Annotated in this window: 18 protein-coding genes and 1 pseudogene; 10 read left to right on the top strand and 9 right to left on the bottom strand. The window is 70.1% G+C overall.

Going from position 1 to position 19,108, the window contains the following annotated elements; genetic code table 11:
- Positions 1-121 precede the first annotated feature (121 nt).
- From M3M27_RS12890 to M3M27_RS12915, 6 genes are all read left to right on the top strand, one after another.
- The gene (locus tag M3M27_RS12890) at positions 122-976 is read left to right on the top strand and encodes an RNA polymerase sigma-70 factor (RefSeq protein WP_434025880.1); all 855 of its coding nucleotides are present in this window, start codon (positions 122-124) and stop codon (positions 974-976) included.
- Positions 977-1,315: 339 nt separating this feature from the next.
- Positions 1,316-1,756 carry a carboxymuconolactone decarboxylase family protein gene (locus tag M3M27_RS12895; protein ID WP_140720227.1) on the top strand — a complete coding sequence of 147 codons (441 nt, stop codon included), beginning with the start codon at positions 1,316-1,318 and terminating at the stop codon, positions 1,754-1,756.
- An 83-nt stretch (positions 1,757-1,839) separates the two neighbouring features.
- The gene (locus M3M27_RS12900; RefSeq protein WP_434025881.1) at positions 1,840-2,730 is read left to right on the top strand and encodes a dimethylarginine dimethylaminohydrolase family protein; all 891 of its coding nucleotides are present in this window, start codon (positions 1,840-1,842) and stop codon (positions 2,728-2,730) included.
- Between the two features lie 188 nt (positions 2,731-2,918).
- Positions 2,919-4,781 carry an ABC transporter ATP-binding protein gene (locus M3M27_RS12905; protein ID WP_434025882.1) on the top strand — a complete coding sequence of 621 codons (1,863 nt, stop codon included), beginning with the start codon at positions 2,919-2,921 and terminating at the stop codon, positions 4,779-4,781.
- Between the two features lie 78 nt (positions 4,782-4,859).
- Entirely contained in the window at positions 4,860-6,065 is a 1,206-nt protein-coding gene (locus M3M27_RS12910; protein ID WP_434025883.1) for a PQQ-dependent sugar dehydrogenase, read from the top strand.
- A 151-nt stretch (positions 6,066-6,216) separates the two neighbouring features.
- A complete protein-coding gene (locus M3M27_RS12915) occupies positions 6,217-6,996 on the top strand; it encodes a ferredoxin--NADP reductase (protein ID WP_140720221.1) in 780 nt (259 codons plus the stop codon).
- A 122-nt stretch (positions 6,997-7,118) separates the two neighbouring features.
- Here the strand turns inward: M3M27_RS12915 and M3M27_RS12920 are convergent, their stop codons facing one another.
- Complete coding sequence (locus tag M3M27_RS12920; RefSeq protein ID WP_434025884.1) at positions 7,119-7,601, bottom strand: glutathione peroxidase; 483 nt, start codon at positions 7,599-7,601, stop codon at positions 7,119-7,121.
- 185 nt (positions 7,602-7,786) lie between these two features.
- Between M3M27_RS12920 and M3M27_RS12925 the strand changes: the two are divergent.
- A pseudogene (locus tag M3M27_RS12925) lies at positions 7,787-9,980 on the top strand (M3 family metallopeptidase); the annotation flags it as partial.
- 41 nt (positions 9,981-10,021) lie between these two features.
- On the opposite strand, the gene M3M27_RS12930 reads toward M3M27_RS12925, so the two are convergent.
- The gene (locus tag M3M27_RS12930; protein ID WP_434028065.1) at positions 10,022-10,672 is read right to left on the bottom strand and encodes a hypothetical protein; all 651 of its coding nucleotides are present in this window, start codon (positions 10,670-10,672) and stop codon (positions 10,022-10,024) included.
- 107 nt (positions 10,673-10,779) lie between these two features.
- The gene (locus tag M3M27_RS12935; RefSeq protein WP_434025885.1) at positions 10,780-12,039 is read right to left on the bottom strand and encodes a S8 family serine peptidase; all 1,260 of its coding nucleotides are present in this window, start codon (positions 12,037-12,039) and stop codon (positions 10,780-10,782) included.
- A gap of 250 nt (positions 12,040-12,289) precedes the next feature.
- Here M3M27_RS12935 and M3M27_RS12940 point away from each other — a divergent pair, with 250 nt between their 5' ends.
- A complete protein-coding gene (locus M3M27_RS12940) occupies positions 12,290-12,709 on the top strand; it encodes an RNA polymerase sigma factor (RefSeq protein WP_434025886.1) in 420 nt (139 codons plus the stop codon).
- A complete protein-coding gene (locus M3M27_RS12945) occupies positions 12,706-13,425 on the top strand; it encodes an anti-sigma factor family protein (RefSeq protein WP_434025887.1) in 720 nt (239 codons plus the stop codon). The genes M3M27_RS12940 and M3M27_RS12945 overlap by 4 nt, the downstream gene beginning before the upstream one ends.
- A gap of 12 nt (positions 13,426-13,437) precedes the next feature.
- On the opposite strand, the gene M3M27_RS12950 is transcribed toward M3M27_RS12945, so the two are convergent.
- The 4 genes from M3M27_RS12950 to M3M27_RS12965 form a co-directional block, all read right to left on the bottom strand.
- A complete protein-coding gene (locus M3M27_RS12950) occupies positions 13,438-13,935 on the bottom strand; it encodes a MarR family winged helix-turn-helix transcriptional regulator (protein ID WP_140721850.1) in 498 nt (165 codons plus the stop codon).
- Positions 13,936-14,004: 69 nt separating this feature from the next.
- Complete coding sequence (gene cfa / locus M3M27_RS12955; RefSeq protein ID WP_140720197.1) at positions 14,005-15,120, bottom strand: cyclopropane fatty acyl phospholipid synthase; 1,116 nt, start codon at positions 15,118-15,120, stop codon at positions 14,005-14,007.
- A gap of 21 nt (positions 15,121-15,141) precedes the next feature.
- The gene (locus M3M27_RS12960; protein WP_434025888.1) at positions 15,142-15,981 is read right to left on the bottom strand and encodes a DUF3298 and DUF4163 domain-containing protein; all 840 of its coding nucleotides are present in this window, start codon (positions 15,979-15,981) and stop codon (positions 15,142-15,144) included.
- Positions 15,982-16,018: 37 nt separating this feature from the next.
- Positions 16,019-16,306 carry a GNAT family N-acetyltransferase gene (locus tag M3M27_RS12965; protein WP_434025889.1) on the bottom strand — a complete coding sequence of 96 codons (288 nt, stop codon included), beginning with the start codon at positions 16,304-16,306 and terminating at the stop codon, positions 16,019-16,021.
- 175 nt (positions 16,307-16,481) lie between these two features.
- Here M3M27_RS12965 and M3M27_RS12970 point away from each other — a divergent pair, with 175 nt between their 5' ends.
- Positions 16,482-16,676, top strand: a complete 195-nt coding sequence (locus tag M3M27_RS12970) for a hypothetical protein (RefSeq protein WP_140720190.1) — start codon at positions 16,482-16,484, stop codon at positions 16,674-16,676.
- A gap of 16 nt (positions 16,677-16,692) precedes the next feature.
- Here the strand turns inward: M3M27_RS12970 and M3M27_RS12975 are convergent, their stop codons facing one another.
- Together M3M27_RS12975 and M3M27_RS12980 are read right to left on the bottom strand one after the other, a co-directional pair.
- Positions 16,693-17,301 (bottom strand): rhomboid family intramembrane serine protease, encoded by a 609-nt coding sequence (locus M3M27_RS12975; RefSeq protein WP_140720187.1) that lies wholly within the window; start codon positions 17,299-17,301, stop codon positions 16,693-16,695.
- Positions 17,302-17,316: 15 nt separating this feature from the next.
- Positions 17,317-18,885 (bottom strand): oligopeptide:H+ symporter, encoded by a 1,569-nt coding sequence (locus tag M3M27_RS12980; protein ID WP_434025890.1) that lies wholly within the window; start codon positions 18,883-18,885, stop codon positions 17,317-17,319.
- Positions 18,886-19,108 lie beyond the last annotated feature (223 nt).

The following is a 19,108-nucleotide window of genomic DNA, read 5'->3' on the forward strand; positions in this document are numbered from 1 at the left end:
CTCTTCGGCTCGCGGGGGAGAAAACCCGCCCATTTTAGAGCAAAGTGGCGGCCGGGCCGGCTGTCACGCCGGCACGCGCTGTTCCGTCCTGGGGCGGCCCACCCGAACGGACGACATGCCCATGAACACCGACACCGTCTTCGAGCAGCACCGCCCGCGCCTGTTCAGCCTCGCCTACCGCCTGCTGGGCGCGCGCACCGAGGCCGAGGACGTGGTGCAGGACACCTGGCTGCGCTGGCACGGCGCCGACCGCGCCGGCATCGTGGACCCGGAAGCCTGGCTGGTCACCGCCACCACCCGGCTCGGCCTGGATCGCCTGCGGGCGGCGCGCACCGCCCGCAGCCGCTACACCGGCCCGTGGCTGCCCGAGCCCCTGGAGATCAGCGAGGAACCCGGACCGCAGGAACTGCGCGAGCGCGCCGAGCAGGTCTCGCTGGCGTTGCTGGCGGCGATGGAACGGCTCGGTCCGGAGGAGCGTGCCGCCTTCCTGCTGAAGGAGGCCTTCGACTACGACTACGCGCGCATCGCCGAGCTGCTCGGCCACAGCGAGGCCAACTGCCGGCAGATGGTGCACCGCGCGCGGACGCGGCTGCAGGCGGAGCGACCGCGCTTCCCGGTCGACCGGCAACACCACCGGGAACTGCTGGAGCGCTTCATGATCGCCTCGCAGGCCGGCGACATGACCGCGATCACCGCGCTGCTCGACAGCAATGCGCGGCTGGTTTCCGACGGCGGCGGCAAGGTCACCGCCGCACTGCGTCCGCTGCTCGGCGCCGAGCGCATTGCCCGCCTGTACTGGGCGGTGGCGCGCCGCAAGCTGGGGCTTGTCGCGCGAATGGGCACGGTCAACGGCGAACCGGCGATCCTGCGCTTCCGCGACGGAAGACTGCACTCGACCACGCTCGCAGTGATCGACGGCGATCGCATCGTCGAATTGCTCAACGTGATGAATCCGGACAAATTGCCGCGGGCCTGACGGCGCCCTGGATGATCGCCCGGACCCTCATCCGCCCTTCGGGCACCTCGCTTCGCGCCCCGGGCATCGGGCGTGTGCGATCCCGTGGTTCACAAGCAATACGCCTTCATCCCCGGCGAGAAAAGGGGAAAGCCTTCATCACCCGATCGAACCGTGCAGGCAAAGCCCGCCGGGACTGAAGTCCCTCCCACAGTCATCCTTCACCGCGACCTGCGCTTCCAGAAATCGGAACCATTACCGATCACCAAGCCATCTCCCCACCCTGTCACGCCGCGTTTTTCCCGCGCGTCCTGGATGTCGAAAGCGGCCATCGCGGCCGCTCATTCCAGGAGAAACCCCATGAAGTTCAACCGCATCGACTACACCCGCCACGTCCCCACCGCGGTCAAGAGCATGTCCGCGGCCAGCGCGTCCCTCCACGACGGCAGCATCGGCTCCGAGCTGGTGGAGCTGCTGTTCCTGCGGGTGTCGCAGATCAACGGCTGCGCCTTCTGCATGGACATGCACGCCACCGCGCTGCGCAAGGGCGGCATGGACCCGCGCAAGCTCGATACCGTCGCCGGCTGGCACGACAGCCGCTTCTTCGATGGCCGCGAACGCGCCGCGCTGGCCTGGGCCGAGGCCCTGACCCGGCTGCCCACGGCCGCCCCGGCGGACGCCCTGTACGAGGCGCTGCGCGAGCACTACGACGACCAGGGCATTTCCGAGATCACCATGGCGGTGGCGGTGATCAACGCCTGGAACCGCCTCGGCGTCGGCCTGCAGCCGCAGCTGCCCTGATCCCGCGCCCGTCCTGGCATCTGCCATCTGCGCGCAACACGCCGCCGCTAGCGTCATGTCTCCTGGCGCGCAGAGACGAATCGATGGACGACAAGCACGACCTGCCGGTCCTGGCCGGCGAGACCCCCACGTCGCTGGCGGCGGCCTGGTCCGCCGCCCCGCTCCGCCACCACCTGCTGCTGTGCGCACCTGAACACTTCGCCGTCGACTACGTCATCAATCCCTGGATGGCGGCGCACGTGCACGGCGCCAACCCGCGCAGGGCCTGGACGCAATGGCAGGCGCTGCAGGAACTGCTGGCGATGCATGCGGACGTCGACCTGCTGGCGCCCGCGCCGGGCCTGCCCGACCTAGTGTTCACCGCCAACGCCGGCCTGGTGCGCGGCAACGACTTCATCCCCAGCCGGTTCCGCCATCCGGAGCGGCGCGGCGAGGAACCGCTGTGCATCGAGTGGTTCCGCCGCGCCGGCTTCCGCATCCGCCCGCTGCCGGACACGGTGATGTTCGAAGGCGCCGGCGATGCGCTGTTCGAGCGTGGCCGCCAGCCGCGGCTGTGGCTGGGTCACGGCCACCGCAGCGACGCCGCGGCGGCGCCGGAGCTGGAGCGCATGCTGGACGTGGAAGTGGTGCCGCTGCGGCTGGTGGATGCGCGCTTCTACCACCTGGACACCTGCTTCTGCCCGCTGCGCGACGGTCGCCTGCTGTACTACCCCGCCGCGTTCGACGAACGGGCGCAGGAGGAGATCGCCAGGCGCGTGCCGCCGCACCGGCGCATCGCGGTCGCCGAGGAGGACGCGCTGGCCTTCGCCTGCAACGCGGTGGACCTGGACGACACCGTGGTCATGCACCGCGCCAGCGCCGCCCTGCAGCAGGCGCTGGCCGGTTTCGGCTATGCCGTCGCGCAAACGCCGCTGGACGAGTTCCTCAAGTCCGGCGGCTCGGCCAAGTGCCTCACCTTGCGCCTGGACGAGTAATCCGCCCGTATTTCCGCGGTGCCTCATGCTCATGTGGGAGCGGCTTCAGCCGCGACGGGCTTTATCGGTAGGGCCTTGTCGCGACTGCAGTCGCTCCCACAGTTGTATCCTCCGCCCCAGGAGGCGGAGACGCCCACGCGCAGAATTGCCGCATTCCCGCCCGGCGGCACGCGCGGCACAATCGCGGCATGACACCCCATGCCGCGTCGCCTTCACGCCATCCCAGCCTGCGCGAACGCTTCGACGCGATGCGCAACATCCCGCCGTTCCTGCGCGAGATATGGCGGACCAGCCGTCTCCTGACGCTGGCCAGCCTGGGCCTGCGCCTGGTCCGGGCATTGACCCCGATCGCGACGCTCTACGTCGGCAAACTGATCATCGACGAGGCCATCCGCCTGGCCGGCACGCAGCCCGGGCTGCGTTCGCTGCCGGAGGCGCTGGCGGGCGGGCAGCTCGACCGCCTGCTGGAACTGCTCGCGCTGGAGCTGCTGCTGGCGATCGGCTCGGACCTGCTCGGCCGGCTGGTCGGCTACGCCGACACGCTGCTGTCGGAGCTGTTCAACAACAGCACCAGCATCCGGCTGATGGAACACGCTGCGCGGCTGGACCTGGAGGATTTCGAAGACCCGGACCTGCAGGACCGGCTGGACCGTGCGCGGCGCCAGAGCATGGGCCGCATGAGCCTGATGAGCCAGCTGTTCGGCCAGGTGCAGGACACCATCACCGTGGCCAGCTTCGCGGTCGGCCTGCTGGTCTACGCGCCCTGGCTGATCGCGCTGCTCGCGCTCGCGCTGGTGCCCGCCTTCGTCGGCGAGGCGCATTTCAACGCGCTGAACTATTCGCTCAATTACCAGTGGACGCCGGAGCGGCGCCAGCTCGACTACCTGCGCCAGGTCGGCGCCAGCGTCGAGACCGCCAAGGAAGTGAAGATCTTCAACCTGCACCGCTTCCTGATCGAACGCTACCGGGAGCTGGCGGAGAAACTGCACCTGGTCAACCGCGCGCTGGCGCGCCGGCGCGCCTTCTGGGGAACGCTGCTGGCCGCGCTGGGCACGCTGGGGTACTACACGGCGTACGGCTACATCGCCTGGCGCACGATCCGCGGTGACTTCAGCATCGGCGACCTGACCTTCCTGGCCGGCAGCTTCCTGCGCCTGCGGCAGTTGCTGGAAGGCCTGCTGATCGGCTTCTCGCAGGTCGCCGGCCAGGCGCTGTACCTGGACGACCTGTTCTCGTTCTTCGAGATCGAGCCGGAGATCGTCTCGCGGCCCGGCGCCCTGCCGGTGCCGCAGCCGATCCGGCACGGCTTCGTGTTCGAGGATGTCGGCTTCCGCTATCCCGACGCGGAGCGCTGGGCGGTGCGCCACCTCGATTTCGAGCTGCGCGCCGGCGAGGTGCTGGCGCTGGTCGGCGAGAACGGCGCCGGCAAGACCACGCTGGTGAAGCTGCTGGCCCGCCTGTACGACCCGGACGAAGGCCGCATCCTGCTGGACGGGCGCGACCTGCGCGACTACGACCTGGACGACCTGCGCGCCAACATGGGCGTGATCTTCCAGGACTTCGTGCGCTATCACCTCTCCGCCGGCGAGAACATCGGCGTGGGCAGGGTCGAGTCGATGCACGACCAGCCGCGCATCGAGGCCGCGGCGCGGCGCGCGCTGGCGGACGACATGATCGAGGCGCTGCCGCGCCGCTACGAGCAGGTGATCGGCCGCCGCTTCAAGCAGGGCGTGGACCTGTCCGGCGGGCAATGGCAGAAGATCGCCATCGCGCGCGCCTACCTGCGCGACGCCCAGGTGATGATCCTCGACGAGCCGACCGCCGCGCTGGACGCGCGCGCCGAGTTCGAGGTATTCCAGCGTTTCAAGGAACTGTCGCGGCAACGCACCGCGGTGCTGATCTCGCACCGCTTCTCCAGCGTGCGCATGGCCGACCGTATCCTGGTGCTCGCCGACGGCCGGATCGAGGCCAGCGGCAGCCACGAGCAGCTCATGGCCCAGGGCGGGCGCTACGCGGAGTTGTTCGAACTGCAGGCGGCTGGCTATCGCTAGAACGCGCGTCGGGGGCTTCGCACCCGCGCCGGCGTTCGTAATACGCTCTATGCCCCGACGACGACCGAGACCCGACCGATGTCCCTGGCCGCCCTCCTGCCTTCGCGCCCAGCCCGCCTGGGCCTGCTGATCGCCACCGCCCTGCTCGCCGCCTGCGGCAACGAAACCAACGCGCCGTCCCGGCCCCAGGGCCAGGCCGCTGCCGCCGCCCCGGCGCGGGCCCTGGCCAGCCAGCTCGGGCCGATCCAGGTGCGCGAACTGGCGAGCGGCCTCGCCCATCCCTGGGCGGTGGCGCTGCTGCCGGACGGCGGCTTCCTGGTGACCGAACGCGGCGGCACCCTGCGCCGGATCGGCGCCGACGGCCAGGTATCGGCACCGCTCGCCGGCGTGCCGGCGGTCTACGCGCGCGGCCAGGGCGGCTTGCTCGACGTGGTCCTGGCCCCGGATTTCGCGCAGAGCCGGCGCATCTACCTCAGTTACGCCGAACCCGGCGAAGGCGTGCTCGCCGGCACCGCGGTGGCCAGCGCCACCCTGGGCGAGGCCGGGCTCGGCGACGTGCGGGTGATCTACCGCCAGGAGCCGAAGGTCAACAGCGAGAACCACTTCGGCTCGCGCCTGGCTTTCGACGGCCAGGGACACCTGTTCGTCAGCCAGGGCGAACGCACCTTGCGGATGATGTCGCAGGAACTGGACAAACTGCAGGGCAAGCTGGTCCGGCTCGATCCCGACGGCGGCGTGCCGGCCGACAACCCCTTCGTCGGCAACGGCCAGGCGCGGCCCGAGATTTGGAGCTACGGCCACCGCAACTCGCAGGGCCTCGCGTTCGACCCGCGGACCGGCAAGCTGTGGGAAAGCGAGCATGGCCCGCGCGGCGGCGACGAGCTGAACCTGCCCGAGCCGGGCAAGAACTACGGCTGGCCGCTGATCACCCATGGCATCGACTACTCCGGCCAGCCGATCGCCGAGGCCGTGGGCAATGCGCGCGAAGGCCTCGAAGCCCCGCATCACGTCTGGGAGGTTTCGCCGGGCCTGAGCGGGATGGCCTTCTACACCGGCCATCCCGGCAGCGCCTGGAACGACAGCCTGCTGCTGGGCTCGCTGGCGCAGCGCAACCTGATCCGGCTGAGCCTGGACGGCGATCGCATCGCCGGCGAGGAACGCCTGCTGGACGAGATCGGCGAACGCGTGCGCGACGTGCGCGTGGGCAGCGACGGCAAGGTCTACGTGGTCACCGACGAGCCCGACGGCAAGTTGCTGCAGATCACCCCGCCCGAGGCCTCCTGAGCCGCCGGAAGGCGCGTGAGGGCCCAACAATGCCGGCGGCGCCGTCGGGGTTGGAACCCTTCGGGGAGCCAGCCGTCCGGCCGGCATTAATGAGAGCTTCTCTCATTTAGGGTAGAATCGGTCCGATTTCCTCCCCAATCCGATCAACGGCATGTCTTCCGCTTTTGGCGCCGAAACGGTGCTCGATGTCCGTCACTGGACGGACGCCTACTTCAGCTTCACCACCACCCGCGATTCCGGCTTCCGCTTCGAGAACGGCCAGTTCGTGATGATCGGCCTGGAGACCGAGACCCGGCCGCTGCTGCGCGCCTATTCGATCGCCAGCGCCAACTGGGAGGAGCAGCTGGAGTTCTTCAGCATCAAGGTCCAGGACGGCCCGCTCACCTCGCGCCTGCAGCACATCAAGCCGGGCGACAAGGTCCTGGTCGGCAAGAAGCCCACCGGCACCCTGTTGATCAGCGACCTGCACCCGGGCCGCCACCTGTACCTGCTGGGCACCGGCACCGGGCTGGCGCCGTGGCTGTCGGTGATCAAGGACCCGGAGACCTACGAGCGCTTCGACAAGGTGATCCTGACCCATGGCGTGCGCTACGAGAAGGATCTCGCCTATCGCGAGCACTTCGAGAAGGAACTGCCGCAGCACGAGTTCCTCGGCGAGATCATCCGCGAGAAGCTGCTGTACTACCCGGCGGTGACCCGCGAGGCGTTCCCCAACCGCGGCCGCCTGACCCAGCTGATCGAAAGCGGCGCGATGCAGCGCACGCTGGGCCTGCCGGAGATCGACCCGGCCAACGACCGCTTCATGATCTGCGGCAGCCCGCAGATGCTGGCCGACCTACGCACGCTGCTCGATTCTCGCGGCTTCGAGGCCTCGCCCCGCATCGGCTCGCCGGGCCACTACGTGTTCGAGCGCGCGTTCGTCGAGAAGTGACTTCGTCGGTCGCTGGGTTTTCCCGCATCAATTCTTCCGCGTCATCCCCGCGCAAGCGGGGATCCAGCGTCTTGAAGCCTGCGTGAAAGTCACTGGGTCCCCGCCTGCGCGGGGACGACGAGCTATCCCAGTGCCCGCTCGATGTCGCGCGCCAGCCTGCGCGGCGGCGTGGCCGAGGCATAGCGGTCCAGCACCTGGCCATCGCGGCCGACCAGGAACTTGGTGAAGTTCCACTTGATCGCGCGCGTGCCGAGCAGACCGGCGCGCTGCCGGACCAACCACTGCCAGAGTGGATGCGCGCCCGGCCCGTTGACCTCGACCTTGGCGAACATCGGGAAGCTCACCGCGTAGTTCAGCGCGCAGAAACGCGCGATCTCCTGCTCGCTGCCCGGCTCCTGGTGGCCGAACTGGTCGCACGGGAATCCCAGCACCACCAGCCCCTGCGCGCTGTAGCGCTGCCACAGCGCCTCCAGTTCGCTGTACTGCGGGGTGAAGCCGCAGCGCGAAGCCACGTTGACTATCAACAGCACCTTGCCCGCATAGTCAGACAGCGGCTGCGGATGGCCCTCGATCGCGTTGGCGGTGAAATCGAATGCGCTGGTCATCGGCTCCGTCCCTTCCGGATTGAGGCGCATGGTAGCGGAATGGCCGTCGAGGCCCGTCGCCGGGCGCGGACCGCCATCCTCCCGCCCGCGCCGGCGCCAGGTTGCGCCGGCCATGGCTTTTGTCACACGTGCCGGCCCGGGCCGCCGGGCTACCCTCGGGCGTTCGATATTCCGGAGGATTCCGCTTGACCACCCGCCTCGCTCTTGCCCTTGCCGTCTCGCTGGGCCTGACCATGCCTTCCTACAGCATCGCCGCACCGACCGCCGTCCAGGCCGCCGACCAGGCCAACCCGTTCTTCGAGGAAAGCCCTCTACCGCTGCACTACCCGCAGTTCGACAGGGTCAAGGACAGCGACTTCGCGCCCGCCTTCGACGCCGGTATGGCCGAGCAGTTGAAGGAAGTGGAGAAGATCGCCAACGACAAGGCCAAGCCGACCTTCGAGAACACCATCATCGCGCTGGAGAAGAGCGGCCAGGTGCTCGATCGCGCCACCACCGTGTTCTTCAACCTGGTGGGTACCGACACCAACGACACCCGCAAGCAGCTGCAGGCCGACTATTCGGCCAAGTTCGCCGCGCACCGCGACGCGATCTCGCTCAACGGCAAGCTGTTCGCGCGCATCCAGGCGCTCTACGACCAGCGCGACAGGCTCGGCCTGGACACCCAGGGCAAGCGCCTGGTCGAGAAGTACTACACCGACTTCGTGCGCGCCGGCGCCAAGCTTTCCGATGCCGACAAGGCGACGATGAAGGCGATGAACGCCGAACTGGCCAGCCTGGGCACCCAGTTCAGCCAGAACGTGCTGAACGAGGTCAACGCCTCGGCCGTGGTCGTCGACGACGTCAAGGAACTCGACGGCCTGTCCGACGAACAGATCGCCGCCGCCGCGGAAGCCGCCAAGGCCCGCAAGCTCGACGGCAAGTACGTGATCGCCCTGCTCAACACCACCGGCCAGCCGCCGCTGGCGCAACTGAAGAACCGCGCGCTGCGCCAGCGCATCTACGAGGCCTCGATCAACCGCGGCAGCCGCGGCGGCCAGTACGACAACACCGCGCTGGTGGCGCGGATCATGAAGCTGCGCGCGGACAAGGCCAAGCTGCTGGGCTATCCGAACTTCGCCGCCTACTCGCTGGAGAACCAGACCGCCAAGACGCCCGAGGCGGTCAACGCCATGCTCGGCAAGCTGGCCCCGGCCGCGGTCGCCAACGCCAAGCGCGAGGCCGCCGACCTGCAGGCGATGATCGACAAGGAGCAGAAGGCCGCCGGCAAGCCGACCTTCAAGCTCGAGGCCTGGGACTGGGCCTACTACAGCGAGAAGGTGCGCCAGGCCAAGTACGACTTCGACGAATCCCAGCTCAAGCCGTACTTCGAGATGAAGAACGTGCTGGAGAACGGCGTGTTCTACGCCGCCAACCAGGAGTACGGGCTGACCTTCAAGGAACGCCACGACCTGCCCAAGTACCGCGAGGACACCTTCGTCTACGACGTGTTCGACGCCGACGGCAGCCAGCTGGCGATCTTCATCTTCGACCCGTACGCGCGCGCCTCCAAGCGCGGCGGCGCCTGGATGAACTCCTACGTCTCGCAGTCGGAGCTGACCGGCGACAAGCCGGTGGTCGCCAACCACCTCAACATCCCCAAGCCGCCGCAGGGCCAGCCGACGCTGCTGACCTGGGACGAGGTGACGACCATGTTCCACGAGTTCGGCCATGCCCTGCACGGCATGTTCTCGAACGTGAAATACCCCTACTTCTCGGGCACCTCGGTGCCGCGCGACTTCGTCGAGTTCCCCTCGCAGGTCAACGAGATGTGGGCGGACTGGCCGTCGATCCTCGGCAACTACGCCAAGCACTACCAGACCGGCGCGGCGATGCCGCAGGCCCTGCTGGACAAGGTGGTCGCCGCGGCCAAGTTCAACCAGGGCTTCGCCACCACCGAGTACCTGGGCGCGGCGATGCTCGACCAGAACTGGCACCAGATCGGCGCCGACCAGGTGCCCGACGCCGGCGGCGTGATGGCGTTCGAGGCGCAGGCGCTGGCCAAGGACGGGATCGCCTACCCGCCGGTGCCGCCGCGCTACCGCACCCCGTACTTCAGCCACATCATGGGCGGCTACGCGGCCGGTTACTACGCCTACATCTGGTCGGAAGTGCTCGACGCCAACACCCAGAAGTGGTTCCGCGACCATGGCGGCCTGAGCCGCGCCAACGGCGACCGGTTCCGCCAGACCCTGCTGTCGCGCGGCGGCAGCGCCGATGCGATGGAACTGTTCCGCAACTTCGCCGGGCACGACCCGCAGATCGAGCCGCTGCTCGAGAAGCGCGGCCTGACCAGCGAGGGCGGCACCCAGTAAGCGGCCCGCTCCACGAAGCCGCCCGGCCTGCGCCGGGCGGCTTTTTTCATGCCTGGCGGCAGGCCGTCAATGCTGGACCTCTCCGCCTGCCGACACCGAGGCGTTCGCCGAGACGCCGTCCTGCGATGCGCCTGCCCCCGCGCCGGCGCTGCCGCCGAGCCTGGCCGTGCCGCGCGCCGGTGCCGCAGGCGCGGACGCGCGGCCGGCATCTTCGCTGCCCTTCGTGCCGCCGCTGCCGGCATCGCCGCGGCCTGTGTCGCCGGCCGTGGCGTCCTGCGGCGCACCGTCGCTGGAAGCCAGCGCCGCGTTTCCTTGCGCGGTCGCACTGCCGGCCACCGACTGCAGCGCGCCTGCCGCGTGGCCTGCCACCGACGCGGAAACCGAATGGGCGACGCCGCCTGCCGCGCTCGCCTGGCCGAGCGCGGCCTGGGCGGCCGACGATCCCGAGGCCTGGACCTGGGCGACGCCCTGCCGGGCCTGGGCCGCGGCCGATTCCGCAGCGGCTCGGCCGCGCTGGCGCGCCTGGTCCACTCCGTTGCGCAGGCCGCCGCTGTCCAGGGTGCCGCCGACGGTACCGCCCAGGTTGCCGGACACGCCTCCCAGCGAACCGCCCAGCCCGGCCCCGCCGCTGCCGCCCAGCAACTGGGCCATGGCGAAGGGACTGGCGACGCACAGCGCGGCAGCCAGGGCCGCGCGACGGATGGAAACTTGCTTCATGGGGCTCTCCTTCTCACGGTGCCGCGGCACATCCGCGGCTCTCATGGGGAACTACGGAGCGGCGCGCCCGCTTCTTCCCCAACCTGTCAAGCCCCGACAGCTCGCATTCATCCTGCCGGGCCCGGCGACAATCCGCCGAGCAAGCCCTGGCCGTACGTCGGATCGGGCCCGGGCGTCCCCAGGTCCTGCGCCTCCGCGGCCAGCGCGGCGCGGACCGCTGCCGCGGCCTGCGGGTCCGCCGCGCGCAAGCGCAACGCCGCCAGCCGCGCCACCCGCGGCGCCGCGAACGAGGTCCCGCGCACCTCCGCCCAACCGCCTCCCGGCGCGGCCGCGGGCACGCGGCTGCCGAGCGCGGCGAACGCCACCTGCGGGCCACGGCAGGCCTCGGGGAGCACCCGCCCGCGCGGATCGACCGCGGTCACCCCGACCACGCCCGGATAGGCCGCCGGATACAGGGGCGGCGCGGAGGGCCCATCGTTCCCCACCGCGGCCACCAGCAGGTGGCCGCGGGCGACCAGGCCCGCCACCGCCCTCTGCAGCACCCCGTTGGCCGGGCCGGTCAGGCTGACGTTGACCACCGGCACGTCCTCGCGCGCCATCCAGGCCAGCGCCTCCGCCAGCGCCACCACCGAACCGCCGGCGGCCCGTCCGCAGTAGACGTCCGCCGCGTACAGGCGGCTGCCGGCGGGTGCGCCGGCCCGTCCGCCCAGCAGCAGCGAGGCCACGGCGGTGGCATGCGCCTGCGCCACCGGCGTGCCTTCGCAGCCATGGGCGATCACGTCGGCCGTCCGCAGCGCCGGGTGCCGCGGGTCCACGCCGCTGTCGACCAATCCCACCCGGTAGGGCGCCGTTGCGACCGGCATGGCCGCCGGCGGCGGCACGGGCACGGGCGCCTCCGCCTGCGCATCCAGGTAGACATGGTTGAAGTCGTACTGCCCGGCGGGATCGAGCGCCCTCAATCGTTTCAGCGCCTGCGCCGTCGACATGCCCGGCGGCGCCTGCAGCACCACCAGGGTCAGGCCCAGTTCTTCCAGGCGCCGCTCTTGGCCGACCGAGAAACCCGCCGCCCGCGCCGCTTCCAGCGCCTGCGGCGCCGGCGCGACCGCCACCACCTCGCTGCGCACCACCGGCGCGCCGGCCGGATCGCGGTCCAGCTCCCGGCGATGGCGTCGCAACAGGGCGTCGATCCGCTCCACGCGTGCGCTCGAAGCCACCTCGTCTCCCAGCTGCCGCACCGGCGCGAGCAGGCGATCGCCTACCCCGCCCATCCCGCCGGGCAGCGTCACCGGCGGCAGGGCGACCTGCGCCCGCGCCGCGCCGGCCACGGCCAGCAGGCCGAGCCAAAGCATCCCTCGCGCGCCCTTCATGCAGTGGTTCTCCTGGCCGGAACGTGGAAGCGAGGCGCGCCCGCGCCGCGCGCGGCCGGTCCCCGTTGGCCGATAGAATGCGGGGGCCGCGCCGACCGGGCATGAACGCAGCGACGAGGCGCGGGAAGAAAACGCCGGGGAGAAACGTATTCCATGAGCATGCAGCGCGATGCCGCCGCGGCGGTGCGCGAAGGCCTGGCCGCCCTGCTGCCGCGCCTGCGCCGTTTCGCCCGGGTGATGACCGGCCAACGTGCACGATGCCGACGACCTGGTGCAGGCCGCGATCGAGCGCGCCCTGCGCCATGCCGGGCAGTGGCGGCCGGAGGCCGGGCTGGAAGGATGGCTGTTCGGCATCGTCCGCAACGCCTGGATCGACGAGGTCCGGGCGAGGCAGCGCCGGCAGCAGGTGCTGGTCCCGGAACAGGCCGGCGAGCACGTCGGCGACGATTCGGCGCAGCGGCAGGACGCGCGCATGACGGTGCAGGCGGCGATGGCGCGGCTGCCGGAGGACCAGCGCATGGCGGTGGCGCTGGTGCTGGTGGAAGGCCTGTCCTACCGGGAGGCCGCCGAGATCCTGCAGGTCCCGGTCGGCACCCTGACCAGCCGGCTGGCGCGCGGGCGCGATGCCTTGCAGGCCCTGCTGGGCGAAGAAACGGAGCGGTTCCCATGATCCCGAACGACGAGACCCTGATGGCTTACGCGGACGGCGAACTGCCGCCCGGGGAGCGTGCCGGCGTGGAGGCCGCCCTGGCGGCGGACCCGTCCCTGGCCGCGCGGGTGGAACGGTTGCGGCGGCAGCGCCTGCAGCTGCGGCAGGCCTACGACGACGTCCTGGACGAGCCGGTGCCGCCCGCGTTGCTGGCGGCGCTGGATGCGCCGGCCGGCGCGGCCGCTCCGCGCGAGGCCGCGCGCCGCGCGCCGCGTCCGGCATGGCCGCGCTGGCGGAGCGGGCTCGCCCTGGCGGCCGCGCTGGTGCTGGGCATCGCGCTGGGACGCGGCTTCCTGGCTCCCGCCCCGATGTTCGTCGCGGACGCGGCGGGACTGCAGGCGGCAGGACCGCTGCGCGATGCGCTGGACCGGCGCCTGGCCAGCGAGACCGCGGCGGGACCGGTGCGGCTGCCGCTCAGCTTCCGCACCGGCGCCGGCCAGTACTGCCGGGCGTTCGTGCTGGCGCGGCAGCGGCAGGCCGGCCTGGCCTGCCGCGATGCCGGAGGCTGGCGGATCAACGTACTGGAGGACACCGCCGGCGGCGACGATGCCCAGGGACTGCGGATGGCCGGCTCGACGCTGCCTCCGGCGCTGCTGCAGGCGATCGACGCGCGCATCGCCGGCGAATCGCTCGACGCCCAGGGCGAGCGGCAGGCCCGCGACGCGCGCTGGCGCTGAACCGGCTTCCGCCTAGCCGACGCGCTCCAACCCGGCGAGCATCTTCTTGAGCAGCGCTTCCAGCTGCAGCTGCTCCTTGTCGCGCAACGCGGACACTTCCATGTCGAGCAGGCTACACAGGTCGGGCAGCATGCTCTCGATCAGCGCCTCGCCGGCCGGCTCCAGGGTCAGCACCACCTTGCGCCGGTCCTCGGTGCTGCCGGCGCGCCGGATGAAGCCCTTCTCGCACAGCTGGTTGGTCAGGCGGGTGACGTTGGCCATCTTCTCGCCCGCCGCCTCGGCCACCTCGCTGGGCGTGAGCGAGCGCTCCGGGGTACCGAGCAGCATCATCAGGATGTCGTACTCGGGGTGGCTGATCCCGTACGGGCGCAACAGCAGGTTGGCGTTGGCGTGGATGCGCTTGTACAGGTGCTTGATCAACCGGACCAGGATCGCAGGCTCGCGCGGGAACGCCGGATAGCGTTCGCAGGTGACCTCCACTCGTCGTTCGGTTGGATCGAAGCTGCCCATTGTCACCCGTCATCGCCGTGGAGTTGCCCCATGTTACAGGCAGCGGGGCCCCGGCGCGGGTGCCGTTCGTCAGCGCGGGGCGCGGTAGCTGCCGGGCAGGCCTTCCGGCGACAGCACGACCTGCCACAGCTGGGCGTGCCGGCAGCGGAAGGTGGCCATGGAACCGGCCAGGTAGAAGCGCCACATCCGGCGGAAACGCTCGTCGTAGCGCGCGTCCAGCCGGTCCCAGGCGGCCTCGATGTTGCGCCGCCAGGCCTGCAGGGTGCGGTCGTAGTCGGGGCCGAAGTTGTGCCAGTCCTCCATCACGAACAGGCCCTCGTAGGCCTGGGCGATCTGGCGCGCCGACGGCAGCATCGAGTTGGGGAAGATGTACTTCGCGATCCACGGATCGGTGCGGTGCCGGCTGACGTTGGTGCCGATGGTATGCAGCACGAACAGGCCGTCCGGCGCCAGGCACCGCCGCGCCACCTCGAAGTAGGTGCGGTAGTTCTTGTCGCCGACGTGCTCGAACATGCCGATCGACATGATCGCGTCGAAGCGCTCGTCGAGCTCGCGGTAGTCCTGCAGCCGGATCTCGATCGGCAGCCCGCGGCACAGCGCGCGCGCGTACTCGGCCTGCTCGCGCGAGATCGTCACGCCGACGCCGCTGACGCCGTAGCGCTCGGCCGCGAACTTCAGCGCCTCGCCCCAGCCGCACCCGATGTCGAGCACGCGCTGGCCCGGCTGCAGGCGCAGCTTGCGGCAGATCAGGTCGAGCTTGGCCTCCTGCGCGTCGTCGAGGTTGTCCGCCTGCGCCCAGTAGCCGCAGCTGTAGACCAGCCGGCGCCCCAGCATCGCCTGGTACAGGTCGTTGCCGAGGTCGTAGTGGCGGCGGCCGACCTCGTAGCTGCGCTCGCCCTGCTGCTGGTTGAAGATCCTCGCCAGCAAGGCGTCGCGGATCTCGCCCAGGCCGTGGACGCGCTCGTCCAGGCGCGCCCGCATCAGGTGGTAGAGGAAGACGTCGAGCTGGTTGGCGTCCCACCAGCCGTCCATGTAGCTTTCGCCCAGCCCCAGCGAGCCCTGCGCAAGCACCCGTGCATGGAAGTGGGCATCGTGGACCTGGATGTCCTGCGGCCGCGTGCCGCCGATGACCACGTCGGCCTCTGCCAACAATTGTTCGACGCGATGCTGAAGTCGCTCCGGCACGCCTGCTCCTCCGGATCAGGATCAATCTTTGGAGAAGAGCCCAGCATACTCCTGCGCGACCAGCGGACGCAGCACGCTCGCGGGCACGTCGGCGGTCTGCGTGCCGTCCGAGTACGGCCCGACCTGGTAGGGCGGGAACACGAAGCGCAGCGCGGCGATGCGCCCGGCGCCATCCACCAGCGGCTCGAACTGCGCGAAGTTCGCGGCCTTGGCGGTGGTGCCCTCGGCGATCATCTTGTCGGCCGAGCGCAGCAGCGAGGCCGTCTCATCCGGCGCCAGCTTGTCGGCCTGCGCGCGGGCGGCGGCGGCCTCGTGCAGGCGCGCGGCGACGTAGTGGCCCACCACGCCCCAGTTGCGCTCGTCGGGGACCAGCGCCTCGGCGGTCAACTGCTTCTGCGGTCCCTTGAGCCAGACGAAGCGCGCGACCAGCGGCTCGCCGTGCGCGCCGCCGGTGTAGCGGCTGCCATTGGCGGCGACCGCGACCAGCGCCGGCGTGTCGGCGAGCTTGTCGAAGCTCAGCGACAGCTCGTACGGCGCGCTCGGCCGGTCGTTGCCCAATCCCTCCAGGGCGCGCATCAATTCCGCGCGCGCGGCGTCGGCGTAGCCGCGGATCAGCCTGGCCAGCCCGGGCTGGTCCTCCAGGCCCTTGGGGAAGCTCACCCCGATCACGTAGGACGGCGTGTGCTCGATGATGTCGTCGAGCTTGGCCGGCGCCTCCGCTGCAGCGGCCGCCGCTGCGGTGTCCGGCGCCGGCGACGCCGGGGCCGCCGCCTGCCCGTCCCGTGCCGGCTGCGGCTCGCGCTGGCACCCCGCCACGCCGATCAGCGCGATCCAGATGATCCATCCCGCGATGTTGCGCATGTCGCTTCCCCTTCGCCTCGCTTCCGTCCGGTTCCGTTCAGGCCAACAGGTCCCGTTGCTCGGGGTGCCGCCTGAAGTACGCCTCCGCGTAGGAACACTCCGGCCTGACCTTCCACCCATTGGCACGGGCCGTCGCCAGCGCCGCGGCGGTGAGCTGGCCGGCGATGCCGCGCCCGCCGATCGGCTCGGGCACGCCCGTGTGCAGGATCGCCATCGTGCCGGCCGCGAGCCGGTACTCGAGCACGGCCTCGTGCCCCTCCACGTGGGTGACGAAACGGAATCGCCCGGGCTCGTGCCGGACCTGGGATTCCCCTGCTGTACTCATGAGTTCCCCCGCCAAGCGATGCGGGATTCTGTCCGATCCGGCGCATTCAGCGCGTGAACGCGGACGCGCCGGCACGCGCCGGCGCGGGGCCTCGCTGCCGGTTTCACGCCGGCGAGACGGCGCATCGGTTGGCATGGCGGCCAAGGGGGAACCCGAGCCTCGCTGGGAGCTCGCCATGGGCGTTCCGGAAACTCCCGCCGCCGACCACGACCAGGACCTGCTGGAGGACCTGTTCCGGCTGGTCGTGAGCGGACAGACCGGCGGCAGCGACTACGCATCGCTCGACGCCGAGATCTACGGCCGCCTGCTGCAGGCCTATGCCGGCCCCGCCCATGCCGGCGGCCAACGCCCGCCGGGCCACGGCGCCTGAACGGCGCCGCCCGGGCTCAACCGAAGCGCGGGTTGGCGAGCTGCTCCAGGAAGATGTCCAGCACCTCCGGGCGCATGATCAGCATGAACATCACGCCGAAGGCGGCGCCGGCCAGGTGCGCGCTGTGGTTGATGCGATCGCCGCCGCGGCGGTCCATCCAGATGCTGTAGCCGACGTAGAACACCGCGTAGATGATCGCCGGCGCCGGGATGAAGAACACCAGGATGATCGTCCAGGGCGCCAGCAGGATGTAGGCGAACAGCACCGCCGATACCGCGCCCGAGGCGCCCAGGCTCAGGTAGTTCGGGTTCTTCTGGTTCTTGATGTAGCTCGGCATGATCGAGACCACCAGCGCCGCCAGGTAGAACAGCGGATAGGTCAGCACGCTGCCGGTGGCCATCGTCATCACCCGCTCGATCGGCCGCCCGAAGAAATACAGCGTGATCATGTTGAAGATCAGGTGGGCGAAGTCGGCATGGATGAAGCCGTAGGTCACCAGCCGGTCGTACTGCCGGTTGCGGTCGATCGCCGGCGGCCACAGGATCAGGCGATCGGCCAGCTTGCGGTTGTTGAACGCCATCCACGAGACGACGGCGGTGATGGCGATGAGGATCAGCGTGATCATGGATGGCGGGCTCGATCAGGCGGCGCGGTAGTTGTCCACGGCGCGGTAGCTGCGGGCGTACAGGCCGAAAGCCAATGCCGCCAGGAACGCGAACGCCGCGAAGAAGAACATCAGGAAGGCGGCCTCGCTCAGGCCGGTACGGGCGATATGGCCGGTGACGGCGTCGTTGCGCATCGCCACGTTGGACAGCAGCACCCACAGGTTGCCCACCGTGGTGGTCAGGTACCAGAAGCTCATCACCACGCCCTTCATCGATGCCGGCGCCTGGCTGTAGGCGAATTCGATGCCGGTGGCCGAAACCAGTACCTCGCCCAGGGTCAACAGGGCATAGGGCAGGATCTGCCAGGCGATGTGCATCGGGTCGCCGCCGTCCATCTCGACCTGGATCAGGCCCACCACCACCCAGGCCAAACCGCTGAAGGCGATGCCGGCGGTCATGCGGCGCAATGCGGTGGGCTCGTACCCCAGCTTGCGCAGCGAGGGGTACAGCACGAGGTTGTTGAACGGGATCAACAGCATCACCAGCAACGGATTGAGCGCCTGCATCTGCGAGGCAGTGAACCACGGGGGCATCACCATCTCGCGCCCCTGCAGCACCCAGGTCGAAGCCTTCTGGTCGAACAACGAGAAGAACGGCGTGACCAGCGCGAACACGATCAGCACCCGCAGCAGGGACCGCACGCCGTCCACCGCTTCGTCCGGATGCACGCCGCGCGCACGCTCCAGCTGCCACCAGGTACCGCCACCTACGCCTACCAGCAGCAGCACCAGCGCCAGGCACAGGCAGATCACGATGCCCAGCGTGCCCGCGAAGGCGAAGCTGGACAGGGCCAGCAACACCGACAGCACCGCCAGGACCAGGCCCGGCCGCGCCTGCCCCGGCGTGCGCGACAGCAGCGCGGTGCGTACCACGCGCGAGAAGGCATGCGGATCCTCGGGCGGCGGCGGCACATGGACATAGCGCTTGCGACCCAGCCAGAACACGAAGGTGGCCACGAACATCAACAGGCCCGGGATGCCGAATGCCCAGGCCGGGCCCAGGTTCTTCAGCGCCAGCGGGATCAGCAGCGACGCAAACAGCGAACCGAAGTTGATGATCCAGTAGAAGGCGTCGAAGGCGATCTTGGCCAGGTGCTTGTTGCGCTGGTCGAACTGGTCGCCCATGAACGAGGCCACCAGCGGCTTGATGCCGCCGGCGCCGAAGGCAATCAACCCCAGGCCCAGGAAGAAGCCGCCGCGATGGCCCTCGAACAATGCCAGGCAGGCGTGGCCGGCGCAGTACACCAGGCTGAACCACAGGATGGTGTTGTACTTGCCGAAGAAGCGGTCGGCCAGCCAGCCGCCCAGCAACGGGAAGAAGTACACCCCGATCATGAAGCTGTGCATGATGTGCTTGGCCTCGGCCTCGCGGCCGGGGGCAGTCACTTCCTGCAGCAGCAGCGAGGTGATCAGGAACTGCACCAGGATGTTGCGCATCCCGTAGAAGCTGAAGCGCTCGCAGGCCTCGTTGCCGATGATGTAGGGAATCTGGCGCGGCATGCGCGCACGCGGGTCGGCACTGGCGGCCTGGACAGGGGTCGTCATTGTCGGTCGATCGCGGGTATAAAGCCGCAAGCCTACCGTATCCGGGCGGGTGCCGGTGCCGGGCCTCGCCATCGCGCAGCCTATGGGAGCGACTTCGGTCGCGACGGGCTTTCCCGGTACGGCCCCGTCGCGACCGAAGTCGCTCCCACAGACTTCCGCACGGGAGGCGGATGCGTTCCATGCCGCATTGCGGATTGGCCCGCCCGCCGCGGTGGGATAGATT

Origin of the sequence: Xanthomonas boreopolis, assembly GCF_046529185.1 — a bacterium.
In the GTDB taxonomy this organism is placed as follows: domain Bacteria; phylum Pseudomonadota; class Gammaproteobacteria; order Xanthomonadales; family Xanthomonadaceae; genus Pseudomonas_S; species Pseudomonas_S boreopolis.

Coding starts and splice junctions, on each gene's coding strand:
- M3M27_RS12890 (WP_434025880.1), top strand. CDS start 122: ATGAACACCGACACCGTCTTCGAGCAGCACCGCCCGCGCCTGTTCAGC.
- M3M27_RS12895 (WP_140720227.1), top strand. CDS start 1,316: ATGAAGTTCAACCGCATCGACTACACCCGCCACGTCCCCACCGCGGTC.
- M3M27_RS12900 (WP_434025881.1), top strand. CDS start 1,840: ATGGACGACAAGCACGACCTGCCGGTCCTGGCCGGCGAGACCCCCACG.
- M3M27_RS12905 (WP_434025882.1), top strand. CDS start 2,919: ATGACACCCCATGCCGCGTCGCCTTCACGCCATCCCAGCCTGCGCGAA.
- M3M27_RS12910 (WP_434025883.1), top strand. CDS start 4,860: ATGTCCCTGGCCGCCCTCCTGCCTTCGCGCCCAGCCCGCCTGGGCCTG.
- M3M27_RS12915 (WP_140720221.1), top strand. CDS start 6,217: ATGTCTTCCGCTTTTGGCGCCGAAACGGTGCTCGATGTCCGTCACTGG.
- M3M27_RS12920 (WP_434025884.1), bottom strand. CDS start 7,601: ATGACCAGCGCATTCGATTTCACCGCCAACGCGATCGAGGGCCATCCG.
- M3M27_RS12930 (WP_434028065.1), bottom strand. CDS start 10,672: ATGAAGCAAGTTTCCATCCGTCGCGCGGCCCTGGCTGCCGCGCTGTGC.
- M3M27_RS12935 (WP_434025885.1), bottom strand. CDS start 12,039: ATGAAGGGCGCGCGAGGGATGCTTTGGCTCGGCCTGCTGGCCGTGGCC.
- M3M27_RS12945 (WP_434025887.1), top strand. CDS start 12,706: ATGATCCCGAACGACGAGACCCTGATGGCTTACGCGGACGGCGAACTG.
- M3M27_RS12950 (WP_140721850.1), bottom strand. CDS start 13,935: ATGGGCAGCTTCGATCCAACCGAACGACGAGTGGAGGTCACCTGCGAA.
- M3M27_RS12960 (WP_434025888.1), bottom strand. CDS start 15,981: ATGCGCAACATCGCGGGATGGATCATCTGGATCGCGCTGATCGGCGTG.
- M3M27_RS12965 (WP_434025889.1), bottom strand. CDS start 16,306: ATGAGTACAGCAGGGGAATCCCAGGTCCGGCACGAGCCCGGGCGATTC.
- M3M27_RS12970 (WP_140720190.1), top strand. CDS start 16,482: ATGGGCGTTCCGGAAACTCCCGCCGCCGACCACGACCAGGACCTGCTG.
- M3M27_RS12975 (WP_140720187.1), bottom strand. CDS start 17,301: ATGATCACGCTGATCCTCATCGCCATCACCGCCGTCGTCTCGTGGATG.
- M3M27_RS12980 (WP_434025890.1), bottom strand. CDS start 18,885: ATGACGACCCCTGTCCAGGCCGCCAGTGCCGACCCGCGTGCGCGCATG.